Source organism: Streptomyces sp. NPDC097617 (assembly GCF_044761485.1).
GTDB lineage: Bacteria > Actinomycetota > Actinomycetes > Streptomycetales > Streptomycetaceae > Streptomyces.
This window is the reverse complement of record NZ_JBIWCL010000013.1, coordinates 21689-34169: the sequence shown is the minus strand read 5'-3', so window position 1 is coordinate 34169 and position 12481 is coordinate 21689. Positions and strand designations below refer to the sequence as shown.

Genomic DNA, 12481 nt, shown 5'->3' with positions numbered 1-12481 from the left:
TTCGTCAGCTGTAGACGAACGGCATGACCAGACCGATGAGGGCGAGCGCCTCACAGAAGGCGAAGCCGAGGATCTGGTTGGCGCGGATCAGACCGGCAGCTTCGGGCTGACGGGCGAGCGCCTGGGTGCCGTTACCGAAGATGATGCCGACGCCGACGCCGGGGCCGATGGCCGCGAGGCCGTAGCCCACGGAGCTGAGGGAACCGGTGACGGCAGCAAGGGTCTGGGACATGCCAGTTCTTCCTTCTCTTTCACGGACCGGTGGGGGTTGGCCACCGGACGACTGGGGGGGTTGCGGAGCGGCTTGGCTCAGTGGTGTTCGGCTACCGCGCCCTGCAGGAAGCTGCAGGCCAGGAGCACGAAGACGTAGGCCTGGACGGCCTGGATGAAGAGCTCGAACGCGGTCATCACGATGACCATGACGAACGAGACGCCCGCGTAGGCGATGCCGATCCCGTTCAGCAGGTACCAGCTGGCGATGGTGAACAGCAGCAGCAGGGTGTGGCCGGCGAACATGTTCGCGAACAGTCGGACCGCGTGGGTGAAGGGGCGGACCAGCACGTTCGAGAAGAACTCGATCACCATGACCAGCGGCAGGATCCCGCCGAGGGACTTGTCGTAGCCGGTGATGTTCTTGAAGCCGCCGACGAAGCCGTGGCGCTTGAAGGTCACCGACATCCACATGACGTAGATGACCGCGGCGAGACCGGCCGGGTACGCGATGACCGCGGTCACCGGGAACTGGGCGAGCGGGACGATCGACCAGAGGTTCATCATCCAGACGAAGAAGAACGTCGCGACCATGAAGGGGACGTACTTCTCGCCTTCCTTCTTGCCCAGCGTCTCGTAGACGATGCCGCGGCGCACGAAGTCGTAGCCGGCCTCGGCGACCATCTGCAGCTTGCCCGGGACGACCTTCGGCTTCCGGAACGCGGCCCAGAAGAAGCCGACGATGATGACCGAGCCCAGCAGGGCCAGCAGCATCGTCTTGTTGAAGTACAGGCCGCTGTCGTCACCGAAGATCGGCTTGAACAGGAACGAGTACAGGGTCGGGCCCGGGAAGCCGCAGCCAGTGCCGTCTTCGAAATGACAATTGATCTCGAAGGCGAGCGTCATGTCAGCAGCACTCACCGCAGGGCTCCTTCAGCGTGGCGCATAGGTACGGCAACCTCGTTGTGTCGGCGCGGCGCGCAGCCGCGGTTCGGCACTGGACTGGTGTAACGGATGGTGGGGCGGCAGTCAGGCATCGAGCCTCGCGATGGAACAGGCGTCAGCTCAGATGCCCGCGCCCGCAGTGCCGCAGTTGGCACCGGACGATAGCAGGATCTCGAACGCCCACTTATCCCGGCCCTACCCTTCACGACTTCGGCCCCGGATTCTCGGGCTTGTCGCCCTTCACCGAGTCCGGTTCGACGTAAAGAATCTTGGCCTTCATATGAGCACGGGTCTGCGCGCCGATCCACACCAGGGTGGTGGCGACGAGCGTGATCGCGAACGCCTTGGGGTTGAACAGGGTGGTGTTCTTGAACGCCGCGACAAACACGAAAAGCAGCAGAATCTGGGCCGTGTAGAGCATGAGCCCCATGGCCTGGAAGAGATGCGGGAGTGATTTCGCCGTGCGCTGCAGAACGACGAATCCGATGCCCATGAACAACATCACGACCAGCGTCGCGACGACGGCCCCGACTGCGCCCTTGCCGCCGACGACCAACCAGCTGATCAGCGCGGCGATAGCGCCGGCGACAGCCGTGGGTACGGCGGCTTGCAGGAGGAGTCGGACATCATCTGACCGCATGGCGGTTTGCTCCGCGTGGTGGTGGGGGCACTGGACTCGTACGGGACGAGCGTAAGCCCGGTCCGAGAGGGAACCTCGGGCCAAGGGACCGTCGCACTACGGTCCTTCGGCTCTGTCGCCGGGTTTAGTGAACGGTATCACAAACTATTTGATGAGAGCTTTACCTGCTCGGTGTGCCGACTGTCACACATGAGAGTGACCCTGCGCGTGTGTGCGCGACAGGCGGGCAGCTTGTCTGGTATTGGCATTCGACGTCCGTAATGAGCACCAGCGCGGACGTGCTCGATCGTGGGCGCCGGACTCGCGGGCTTGACCGCGCACGCGAGCGTGGGCCCCGCGTCTCGCGGGGCCCACGGCACATCATCGGTCGATCGGATCAGCACCCAATGTTCTTGATACCGGTGCTTCCCGTTGGCCGTCAGCGGGCGGATCCGGCCTTGCGCCGGTCGGGGAAGCGCGAACGGGGACCCACCGCGGTCGCCCCGTTGACCCCGGAGACTCCCGCGGCGATGGGCCTCGCGGGCTCCGGTTCCGTGCCCGAGGCGTCCCGTGCGGCGGCCTCGGCCGCCCGTTCGGCGTGCCGGTAGCGCGGCGGGACCAGACCCTGCGCCCAGCGCGGAGCACGCGGTGTGAAGCGCGGCAGGAGCAGCAGGATCAGGCCCACCGCACTCAGCGCGGCGATCGCGAGCACGATCCACATCGAGGCGGAATGCACCGAGTAGGCCACCGTGCCGAAGGCGATCAGGCCCGACCAGAAGTACATGATCAGCACCGCGCGACTGTGCGAATGCCCGAGCTCCAGCAGTCGGTGGTGGAGGTGCCCCCGGTCTGCCGCGAAGGGCGACTGGCCCTTCCACGTACGCCGGACGATGGCCAGAACCAGGTCCGCCATCGGAATCGCGATGATCGTCAGCGGCAGGATCAGCGGGATGAAGACGGGGAACATCGCGTGCGTCGCGTTGCGCTCACCACCCGCGAACAGGGCCAGCGCGTCCGGGTCCACCTGGCCGCTGATCGAGATCGCGGAGGCGGCGAGCACCAGGCCGATGAGCATCGAGCCGGAGTCGCCCATGAAGATGCGGGCGGGATGCATGTTGTGCGGCAGGAAGCCGAGGCACATGCCCATCAGGATCGCGGCGAAGAGGGTGGCGGGCGCGGCCGCCTCGATGCCGTAGCCGAACCAGATCCGGTACGAGTAGAGGAAGAACGCGGCCGCGGCGATGCAGACCATGCCGGCGGCCAGGCCGTCGAGGCCGTCGACGAAGTTCACCGCGTTGATGGTGATCACGACGAGCGCCACGGTGAGCAGGTTGCCCTGCCACTGGGTGAGCGCGACCGTGCCGATGAACGGCACCGGGATCCACAGGATGGTCAGGCCCTGGATGACCATCACGCCGGCGGCGATCATCTGCGCGCCGAGCTTGATGAGGGCGTCGATCTCGAACTTGTCGTCGAGCACGCCGATCAGCCAGATCAGAGCGGCGCCGGAGAGCAGCGCCCGTGGTTCGTTCGACAGCTCGAAGACACCGTTGAGGTTCCGCAGGTGGTCGGCGACCAGCAGGCCGGCGCACAGACCGCCGAACATGGCGATGCCGCCCAGTCTCGGTGTGGGCTCGCGGTGCACGTCGCGGGCACGGATCTCCGGCATGGCCCCGGCCGCGATCGCGAACTTCCGCACGGGCCCGGTCAGCAGGTAGGTCACCGCGACCGTGACGCAAAGCGTCAGCAGATATTCACGCACGGGCTGCCCCAGATGTATCGCCGGCCATCTCAGCCCCACACATTAGCTGCGATGTCACCTCCTCCGAGGACGCGAGGTGCTGGCATTGCGGTTCCACTACGCCCTGCTTGCCCCGTTTACGCCCCGTAGGGGGGAAATCCGATCGTGAGCTCGCCGACCTCCGTACGTGTTTTCACGCCATCCCCGTCCAGCGCCGCGGCGAACAATGCCGCGATCCGGACCATCTCCGCCTCCCCCATCCCCTGGGTGGTCACGGCGGCCGTTCCCAGCCGGATGCCGCGCTGGTCCCCGTACGGGAGGGCGCAGGTGTCCAGCACGATCCCGGCGGCGGCGAGCCGGCCACGGGCGGTCGGGCCGTCCACGCCGAGCGCTGCCGGATCGGCGGCGATCAGGTGGGTGTCGGTACCGCCGGTGGTGACGGCGAATCCGTGCTCCTGGAGCTCGGCCGCCAGGACGCGGGCATTGGCGACGACCCGGTGGGCGTACGTGGTGAAGGCCGGCCGGGCCGCCTCGCCGAAGGCCACGGCCTTGGCGGCGATCGTGTGCATCTGCGCCCCGCCCTGGGTGAAGGGGAACACCGCCCGGTCGATGCGCTCCGCGTACTCGGCTCCGCACAGCAGCATCCCGCCGCGCGGACCGCGCAGCACCTTGTGCGTGGTCGCGCAGACGACGTCGGCGTACGGAACGGGGCTGGGCGCGGCCCCGCCTGCCACCAGCCCGATCGGATGGGCGGCGTCCGCGATGAGGAGGGCGCCGACCTCGTCGGCGATCTCGCGGAAGGCCGAGTACTCAAGGTGGCGGGGGTAGGAGATCGAGCCGCAGACGATCGCCCTGGGCCGGTGCGCGTGGGCGAGGCGCTGGACCTGCCGGTAGTCGATGAGCCCGGTCTCGGCGTCGACCCCGTACCCGACGAAGTCGAACCAGCGCCCGGAGATATTGGCGGGCGACCCGTGGGTGAGGTGGCCCCCGTACGGCAGCCCCATCGCCAGCACGGTGTCCCCGGGGCGCAGCAGGGCGGCGTACGCGGCGAGGACGGCGGAGGAGCCGGAGTGCGGCTGCACGTTGGCGTGCTCGGCGCCGAACAGCGCCTTGGCCCGCTCCACGGCGGTCTGCTCGGCCAGATCGGCGTACTCGCAGCCGCCGTGGTGCCGGGCGCCCGGATAGCCCTCGGCGTACTTGTTGGCGAGCGCGGAGCCGAGCGCGGCGAGCACGGCGCTCGAGGTGAAGTTCTCCGCGGCGCTCATCTGCAACGTGTCGGCCTGCCGCTGCCGCTCCCCGGCCAGTACGTCGGCCATCTGCGGGTCCTGCATGCGCAGCAGGTCCGTGGGCTGGGTGATGACGCTCATGGCGCGACTCCAGAGGTACCGGGTACCAGCCACTGTAGGCCCGCGGACCCCGCCGTGCCCTGTCAGCGCGGAGCGGTCACGCCCGTCAGGGCCGTCCCGCCCGGGTCCAGCGCCTGGCCGGCCCCTCCTCGACGTGTCAGCGCGGGGTGGTGACGCCCGTCAGGGCCGTGACCACCGGGTCGAGCGCCGTGTTGATCTCGTCGCCGATCGAGCGGAAGAAGGTGATCGGCGCCCCGTACGGGTCGTACACCTCGTCCGCGTCCGGAGACGGCGCCAGCAGCCAGCCGCGCAGCGCCGCGGCGGCCCGGACCAGTGACCGCGCCCGCTCCGCCATGCCGTCGTCCAGCGGCGGCAGGGTGGCCGGGTCTATCGCCCGCACCAGGCGGGTGAACTCCTTCAGCGTGAAGGTGCGCAGACCGGCGGAGTGGCCCATCGAGATGACCTGGGCCCGGTGGTCACGGGTGGCGGTCAGCACCAGGTCCGCGCGTATGACGTGCTCGTCCAGCAGCTCCCGCCCGGTGAACCCGGACGCGTCGGCGCCGAAGTCCGCCAGCACGGCGGCCGCGTTCGCCTCCATCGGGGCGCCCTCGTGGCCCCAGGTGCCGGCGCTCTCCACGATGAGGTCGCCGGTGACGGGGCCGCCCAGTCGGTGCGAGAGGGCATGCCGAGTCAGCCGCTCGGTGATGGGCGAGCGGCATACGTTCCCGGTGCTGACGTGGAGTATGCGGAAAGTGTTTCCCCCGGCTACCGGCGGGCGGTACCCCCCTGCTATGCCACGCCCCTCAGGGCTCACGGGCCGACCTCGAGGTCGGGTACGACCTCCCGCAGCTGGTCTGCGGTGAGCGCCCCCTCGCGCAGCAGGACGGGAACCTTCCCGGTGACGTCGACGATCGACGACGGCTGGATGCCGGGCGTCGGGCCGCCGTCCAGGTACACGGACACGGAGTCGCCGAGCATCTCGCGCGCGGCGTCGCAGTCCTCGGGCGCGGGGTGCCCGGACAGATTGGCCGAGGACACCGCCATCGGGCCGACCTCGGTCAGCAGCTCGATCGCGACGGGGTGCAGCGGCATGCGCACGGCCACGGTGCCGCCGGTGTCGCCCAGGTCCCACGCCAGCGAGGGCTGGTGCTTGGCGACCAGGGTCAGCGCGCCCGGCCAGAAGGCGTCGACGAGTTCCCAGGCCTGCTCGGAGAAGTCGGTGACGAGGCCGTGGAGCGTGTTCGGAGAGCCGATGAGCACCGGGGTGGGCATGCCGCGGCCCCGGCCCTTGGCGGCGAGCAGGTCGTGGACGGCCTCCGGGCTGAAGGCGTCCGCGCCGATCCCGTACAGGGTGTCGGTGGGCAGCACGACGAGCTCGCCGCGGCGCACGGCGGACGCGGCTTCACGCAGACCCGTCTTACGGTCCGTCGCGTCGTTGCAGTCGTATCGCCGGGCCATCAGCGGGCCTCCTCGTGCAGCAGGTGGGTGGCGGAAATCGTCGCGCCGGTCACGGCAGGGCCTTGCGGGCGGTCGCGAAGCGGGGACGGTTGTTGAGGTCCGGGTGGTCGGCCGCGTCGGCCCAGCCCCGCTCGTCGGCGAAGATCCACGGCACCTGGCCGCCCTGGGTGTCGGCGTGCTCGATGACGACGATGCCGCCGGGCCGCAGCAGCCGGTGGGCGGTGCGTTCGATACCTCGGATGGTGTCGAGGCCGTCCTCGCCGGAGAAGAGCGCCATCTCCGGATCGTGGTCGCGGGCCTCGGGGGCGACGTACTCCCACTCGGTGAGCGGGATGTACGGCGGGTTGGAGATGACCAGGTCGACCTGGCCGTCGAGCTCGGGCAGCGCGCTCAGGGCGTCGCCCTGGTGGACGGTGACCCGGGAGCCCTCGGCGTTCTTGCGGGTCCACCGCAGGGCGTCCTCGGACAGCTCGACCGCGTGCACGCGCGAGCGCGGCACCTCCTGGGCCATGGCCAGCGCGATCGCGCCGGAGCCGGTGCACAGGTCCACGATCAGCGGCTCGACGACGTCCATCGCACGGACGGCGTGTATGGCCCAGTCGACGACCGATTCGGTCTCCGGCCGCGGCACGAAGACCCCCGGCCCGACCTGGAGCTCCAGGTACCGGAAGAAGGCGCGGCCGGTGATGTGCTGGAGCGGCTCGCGCGCCTCGCGGCGGGCGACGGCCTCCCAGTAGCGGGCGTCGAAGTCCGCGTCCTTGACGTGGTGCAGTTCCCCCCGCTTGACGCCGTGCACGAAGGCGGCGAGCTCCTCCGCGTCGAAGCGCGGTGAGGGCACGCCGGCGGCGGCCAGCCGCTGGGTGGCCTGGGCCACCTCGGCAAGCAGCAAGTTCACGCTGGTCCTCCGGGCTGCTGTCGTACGGGGGGGTGGTGCGGGGATCGGGTCAGTGCGCGGCCGCGAGCTTGGCCGCGGAGTCCGTGTCTGCACAGGCCTGGATGACCGCGTCGAGGTCACCGTCGAGCACCTGGTCCAAGTTGTACGCCTTGAAACCGGTCCGGTGGTCCGAGATCCGGTTTTCCGGGTAGTTGTACGTACGGATCTTCTCGGAACGGTCCACGGAGCGCACCTGGCTGCGGCGCACGTCCGAGGCCTCCTGCTCGGCGGCCTCCTGGGCGGCGGCCAGCAGCCGCGAGCGCAGGATACGCATGGCCTGCTCCTTGTTCTGGAGCTGGCTCTTCTCGTTCTGGCAGGAGGCGACCACGCCGGTCGGGAGGTGCGTGATGCGCACGGCCGAGTCGGTGGTGTTGACGGACTGGCCGCCGGGACCGGACGAGCGGTACACGTCGATGCGGAGGTCGTTCATGTTGACCTCGACCTCGACCTCCTCGGCCTCCGGGGTGACGAGCACACCCGCGGCGGAGGTGTGGATGCGGCCCTGGGACTCGGTGGCCGGAACCCGCTGGACGCGGTGCACGCCGCCCTCGTACTTCAGGCGGGCCCAGACGCCCTGGCCGGGCTCGGTGGCGCCGTTGCCGCCCTTGGTGCGGACGGAGACCTGGACGTCCTTGTAGCCGCCGAGCTCGGACTCGGTGGCGTCGATGATCTCGGTCTTCCAGCCCACGCGCTCGGCGTAGCGCAGGTACATGCGCAGCAGGTCGCCGGCGAACAGGGCCGACTCGTCGCCGCCCGCGCCCGCCTTGACCTCGAGGAGCACGTCCTTGTCGTCGCTGGGGTCGCGCGGAACGAGCAGCAGGCGGAGCTTCTCGGTGAGCTCCTCGCGCTGTGCGGTCAGTTCCTTGGCCTCGGCGGCGAAGTCGGGGTCGGCGGCCGCGAACTCCTTGGCCGTCTCGATGTCCTCGGCGGACTGCTTCCAGGCACGGAAGGTCGCGACGATCGGGGTCAGCTCCGCGTAGCGCTTGTTCAGCTTGCGCGCGTTGGCCTGATCCGAGTGGACCGAAGGGTCGGCGAGCTTCTTCTCAAGATCGGCGTGTTCGCCGACCAATTCCTCGACCGCTTCGAACATCGGGGACTCCTGGGGTGAAAGTGCGAAGGACTACAGGGGGGACGATCCGGAACGACGACAAAGGCGCCGGTCCGGCCGCCCCCGAGTGGACAGGGGGCGGCCGGAGACCGGCGCCTGGGTCGCGCTACTTCTTGGCCGCACCCTTGCCGAAGCGCGCCTCGAAGCGGGCCACGCGGCCACCGGTGTCGAGGATCTTCTGCTTGCCCGTGTAGAACGGGTGGCACTCGGAGCAGACCTCGGCTCGGATGGAGCCCTCGGTCAGGGTGCTACGGGTGGTGAACGACGCACCACAGGTGCAGCTGACCTGGGTCTCGACGTACTCGGGGTGAACTTCGCGCTTCAAGGTGTCTCCTAGTTTCGGGAGGGCACCGGGTCGCAGGAGCCGAATTGCGCACTGCGTGAACCGGGGCCGACAGACCAGTCTGCCAGGACCGGGCTGCCTGTCAAAATTCTGAGGACGCCTTCCTCAACGGGAGGGGGTCGCCATCTATTCCGGACCCGCCGGCGGCGGGTCGCGGACGGGGTCCTACTGGACGATCGAGCCGGCCGTGCCCTTGTCGCCGGAGGAGTTCACGGTGGCCTCGGCCGGGATCGGCCGGTCGGCCAGCAGGGCGTCCCAGACCAGCTTGGTCTCCTTGGTCAGGGGGGCCACGCGGTTGGCGTCGCGGGCGTCCGTGGTGACCGGCAGCGTGATCATCTGCATGTCCTGGGCGTCGATGCCCTGGAGGCCCTGGGCGAAGCCCATGAGGGATTTCACATCACCGAGCGCCTTGTCGGTGGTGATCGCCTTGGTGGCGGAGTCGGCGAGGTCGAGCAGCTTCTTCGGGTTGTCGAAGAGCCCGATGCCCTTGACCTGCTTGATGAGCGCCTTGATGAAGGCCTGCTGCAGCTGTATTCGGCCGAGGTCGCTGCCGTCGCCGACGCTCTTGCGGGTGCGTACGAGGCCGAGGGCCTGCTCGCCGTTGAGCTTGTTGGTGCCGGCCGCCAGGTCGAGGTGGCTGGCGCCGTCCTTGATCGGCTTGCTGGTGGTCACCTCGACGCCGCCGAGGTTGTCGATGATCTTCTTGAAGCCGGTGAAGTCGACCTCGATGTAGTGATCCATGCGGATCCCCGACATCTTCTCGACGGTCTTGACCGCGCAGGCCGCCCCGCCGACGGTGAACGCCTCGTTGAACTGGGTGCGCTGTCCGCCCGGGTCGGTCTTCCCGCCGGCCGTCGCGCAGGAGGGGCGGGAGATCATGGTGTCGCGCGGTATGGAGACGACGCTGGCCTTCTCGTGGCCCTCGTACAGGTGGATGATCATCGCCGTGTCGGAGCGGGCCGAGCCGCCGTCGTCCTGGCCGTACTCGCCGTTGGCGCCGCCGCGGGAGTCGGAGCCGAGGACGAGGATGTCCATCGAGCCGTTGTCGACGTTCTGCGGGCGGTCGGTACCGAGCGCCTGGTCGATGTCGACGGTCTTCAGGTTGCCGTTGAACTTGAAGTAGAAGTAGCCGAGGCCCGCACCCCCGAGCAGGACCACCCCGGCGGCGCTCCAAGCGGCGATGGCGAGGGCCCTGCGGCGCTTCGCGGGTTTGCGTCGGCGCCTGGCCGCGGCGCGCCCGCCGTGGTCCTTGCTCTCCTCGGTCATGCTCTCCTCAGTCCTGGGTCCGGTCCCCTGATCGTTTTGGCCCGCCGTCCACCCCGCGGTTCCTCTGACACAGACGGGTGTACGGCGCGCGGGGTTCCATTCCGGGCCGAACCGCACCGCAGGGCGCGTCTACCCCGTAAAGCCGTCACGACGCGCGACAGCCCCCGCCGCGGGTGCGGCGGGGGCTGTCGCGCGATGCGCGTGCCGGACGTCAGTCGTCGTTCTTGCCCGACGGGGTCGTCTTCGCGATCTGCATCAGGAACTCGGCGTTCGACTTCGTCTGCTTCATCTTGTCGAGCAGCAGCTCGATCGCCTGCTGCGAGTCGAGCGCGTGCAGCACCCGGCGCAGCTTCCAGACGATGGCGAGCTCCTCCGCGTTGAGGAGGATCTCCTCCTTGCGGGTGCCCGACGGGTCGACGTCGACGGCCGGGAAGATGCGCTTGTCGGCGAGCTTGCGGTCGAGCTTGAGCTCCATATTGCCGGTGCCCTTGAACTCCTCGAAGATCACCTCGTCCATGCGCGAGCCGGTGTCGACGAGCGCGGTGGCCAGGATGGTCAGCGAGCCGCCGTCCTCGATGTTGCGCGCGGCACCGAAGAAGCGCTTCGGCGGGTACAGCGCGGTCGAGTCGACACCACCGGACAGGATGCGGCCGGAGGCGGGCGCCGAGAGGTTGTACGCGCGGCCCAGACGGGTGATGGAGTCCAGCAGGACGACCACGTCGTGACCCAGCTCGACGAGACGCTTGGCGCGCTCGATGGCCAGCTCGGCGACGGTGGTGTGGTCCTCGGCCGGGCGGTCGAAGGTCGAGGAGATGACCTCTCCCTTGACCGACCGCTGCATGTCGGTGACCTCTTCCGGACGCTCGTCGACCAGGACGACCATCAGGTGGCACTCGGGGTTGTTGATGGTGATCGCGTTGGCGATCGCCTGCATGATCATGGTCTTACCGGTCTTCGGCGGGGCCACGATCAGGCCTCGCTGGCCCTTACCGATCGGCGACACGAGGTCGATGATGCGGGTGGTCAGCACGCCCGGGTCGGTCTCCAGACGGAGCCGGTCCTGCGGGTAGAGCGGGGTCAGCTTCTGGAACTCCGGGCGGCCGCGGCCGGATTCGGGCGCCATGCCGTTGACGGAGTCCAGACGCACGAGCGCGTTGAACTTCTCGCGGCGCTCGCCGTCCTTGGGCTGGCGGACCGCACCGGTGGTGTGGTCGCCCTTGCGCAGGCCGGCCTTGCGGACCTGGGCGAGGGAGACGTACACGTCGTTCGGGCCGGGCAGGTAGCCCGAGGTCCGGATGAACGCGTAGTTGTCGAGGATGTCGAGGATGCCCGCGACGGGGATCAGGACGTCGTCGTCGGCGACCTGCGGCTCGGCCGGCGCGAACTCGTCGCGGCCACGGCGGCCACGGCGGTCGCGGTAGCGGCCGCGACGGCCACGCCGGCCGTCCTCGTCGAAGTCGTCCTGCGGGCCGTTGTCCTGACGGTCCCGGTCCTGACGGCCGCCCTGCTGGCCCTGGCTCTGGCCCTGGCCTCGGCCGCCCTGCTGCTGGCGGTCGGCGCGGTCCTGACGGCCGCCGCCCTGGCCACCCTGGCTCTGGCCGCCCTGGCTCTGGCCGCCCTGGCTCTGGCCGCTCTGCGCGCCCTGGCCCTGACCCTGGCCGGCCTGGCCCTGGTCGTCGGCCTTGGCGCCGCGGTCACGGCGGTCGCGCTGACGGTCGCCGCGGTCACCGCGCTCGCCGCGGTCACGGCGCTCGCGACGGCCGCGGCCCTCGCCGTCCTGACCCTGGCCGGCGGAGACCGCGGTGGCGGCTTCTGCCTTGGCCTCGGACGGGGCGGAGGGGGCGGTCTCGGTCTCGGTCTTCTGCTCGACCTGCACGGCGACGGGGGCCGAGGCCTCCGGGCTGCCGGAGGGGGCAGTGGCCCGACGGCGGCGGCGCTCGCCGGCCGGCGCGTCGTCTCCCCCGCGCTCGGCTTCGCTCGCGCGGGAGGGGCCCCCTGCCGGCTGACCCGGGATCTCGATCTGCGCCTGCGTGGCGGGCTTCTCGGCGGGCGCCTCCGCGGCGGCCTCACTCGTGCGGGCCTTGCTGGTGGCACGGCGCTTCGGCTTGGCCTCGGCGGTGTCTGCGGCGGCGGAGGCAGTGGCCTTGGGGGCACTGCCGCCCGCCTGCGCCTCCTTGATGACCTCGATCAGCTGGCTCTTGCGCATCCGCGCGGTGCCCCTGATCCCGAGGCCCGACGCGACCTGCTGCAGCTCGGCCAGGACCATGCCGTCAAGGCCGGTGCCGGTGCGTCGACGCTTGGGTGCGGCGCCCGCGGCGGGGGCACTGGCGTCGACAGAGGTGTCGGCAGCGCCCATCAGATCGGTGGTGTCGCTCACGAAGGGTCCTTCCCTGGAGCGGACGTCGGCCTGTCTGGCTCGGCGACCGGTTGTGCTGTCCGACAACAGTCCTAGGTGTGGACCGTGCCGGGGCGGTGGTCCGCCGGTAGAAATACGGCGGAGAGAAACGTGCA

The 12481-nt window shown here is 69.8% G+C and carries 12 protein-coding genes; all 12 read right to left on the bottom strand.

The window, feature by feature from the left end; translation table 11 throughout:
- Positions 1-4: 4 nt before the first annotated feature.
- The 12 genes from atpE to rho all read right to left on the bottom strand — a co-directional run bounded on the left by atpE (position 5) and on the right by rho (position 12347).
- On the bottom strand, positions 5-232 hold the full coding sequence (gene atpE / locus ACIQZO_RS21300; RefSeq protein WP_030386954.1) for an ATP synthase F0 subunit C: 228 nt from the start codon (positions 230-232) through the stop codon (positions 5-7).
- Positions 233-309: 77 nt separating this feature from the next.
- Positions 310-1116 carry a F0F1 ATP synthase subunit A gene (gene atpB, locus ACIQZO_RS21295; protein WP_403628500.1) on the bottom strand — a complete coding sequence of 269 codons (807 nt, stop codon included), beginning with the start codon at positions 1114-1116 and terminating at the stop codon, positions 310-312.
- A 241-nt stretch (positions 1117-1357) separates the two neighbouring features.
- Positions 1358-1795: a hypothetical protein gene (locus tag ACIQZO_RS21290; RefSeq protein WP_403628234.1), complete on the bottom strand. Its 438-nt coding sequence runs from the start codon at positions 1793-1795 to the stop codon at positions 1358-1360.
- Between the two features lie 418 nt (positions 1796-2213).
- Positions 2214-3548 carry an MraY family glycosyltransferase gene (locus ACIQZO_RS21285; protein ID WP_403628498.1) on the bottom strand — a complete coding sequence of 445 codons (1335 nt, stop codon included), beginning with the start codon at positions 3546-3548 and terminating at the stop codon, positions 2214-2216.
- A 104-nt stretch (positions 3549-3652) separates the two neighbouring features.
- Positions 3653-4882, bottom strand: a complete 1230-nt coding sequence (gene glyA, locus ACIQZO_RS21280; protein WP_403628232.1) for a serine hydroxymethyltransferase — start codon at positions 4880-4882, stop codon at positions 3653-3655.
- 136 nt (positions 4883-5018) lie between these two features.
- Positions 5019-5675, bottom strand: coding sequence for a protein-tyrosine-phosphatase (locus tag ACIQZO_RS21275; protein WP_403628230.1), 657 nt, complete (start codon positions 5673-5675; stop codon positions 5019-5021).
- Positions 5672-6319: an L-threonylcarbamoyladenylate synthase gene (locus ACIQZO_RS21270; RefSeq protein ID WP_403628228.1), complete on the bottom strand. Its 648-nt coding sequence runs from the start codon at positions 6317-6319 to the stop codon at positions 5672-5674. The genes ACIQZO_RS21275 and ACIQZO_RS21270 overlap by 4 nt, the downstream gene beginning before the upstream one ends.
- A gap of 49 nt (positions 6320-6368) precedes the next feature.
- Positions 6369-7214: a peptide chain release factor N(5)-glutamine methyltransferase gene (gene prmC / locus ACIQZO_RS21265; protein ID WP_327285488.1), complete on the bottom strand. Its 846-nt coding sequence runs from the start codon at positions 7212-7214 to the stop codon at positions 6369-6371.
- A 49-nt stretch (positions 7215-7263) separates the two neighbouring features.
- Positions 7264-8343, bottom strand: a complete 1080-nt coding sequence (prfA, locus tag ACIQZO_RS21260) for a peptide chain release factor 1 (protein WP_403628226.1) — start codon at positions 8341-8343, stop codon at positions 7264-7266.
- Between the two features lie 124 nt (positions 8344-8467).
- Positions 8468-8686, bottom strand: coding sequence for a 50S ribosomal protein L31 (rpmE, locus tag ACIQZO_RS21255; RefSeq protein ID WP_351293181.1), 219 nt, complete (start codon positions 8684-8686; stop codon positions 8468-8470).
- A 183-nt stretch (positions 8687-8869) separates the two neighbouring features.
- Entirely contained in the window at positions 8870-9970 is a 1101-nt protein-coding gene (locus ACIQZO_RS21250; protein ID WP_403628224.1) for an LCP family protein, read from the bottom strand.
- A gap of 211 nt (positions 9971-10181) precedes the next feature.
- Positions 10182-12347 (bottom strand): transcription termination factor Rho, encoded by a 2166-nt coding sequence (gene rho, locus ACIQZO_RS21245; protein WP_403628222.1) that lies wholly within the window; start codon positions 12345-12347, stop codon positions 10182-10184.
- Between the last annotated feature and the right edge of the window lie 134 nt (positions 12348-12481).

What these genes read in the sequence shown, in the direction of transcription:
- atpB (WP_403628500.1), bottom strand. Translation starts at nt 1,116, where the DNA reads ATGACGCTCGCCTTCGAGATCAATTGTCATTTCGAAGACGGCACTGGC.
- glyA (WP_403628232.1), bottom strand. Translation starts at nt 4,882, where the DNA reads ATGAGCGTCATCACCCAGCCCACGGACCTGCTGCGCATGCAGGACCCG.
- atpE (WP_030386954.1), bottom strand. Translation starts at nt 232, where the DNA reads ATGTCCCAGACCCTTGCTGCCGTCACCGGTTCCCTCAGCTCCGTGGGC.
- prfA (WP_403628226.1), bottom strand. Translation starts at nt 8,343, where the DNA reads ATGTTCGAAGCGGTCGAGGAATTGGTCGGCGAACACGCCGATCTTGAG.
- ACIQZO_RS21270 (WP_403628228.1), bottom strand. Translation starts at nt 6,319, where the DNA reads ATGGCCCGGCGATACGACTGCAACGACGCGACGGACCGTAAGACGGGT.
- ACIQZO_RS21290 (WP_403628234.1), bottom strand. Translation starts at nt 1,795, where the DNA reads ATGCGGTCAGATGATGTCCGACTCCTCCTGCAAGCCGCCGTACCCACG.
- ACIQZO_RS21250 (WP_403628224.1), bottom strand. Translation starts at nt 9,970, where the DNA reads ATGACCGAGGAGAGCAAGGACCACGGCGGGCGCGCCGCGGCCAGGCGC.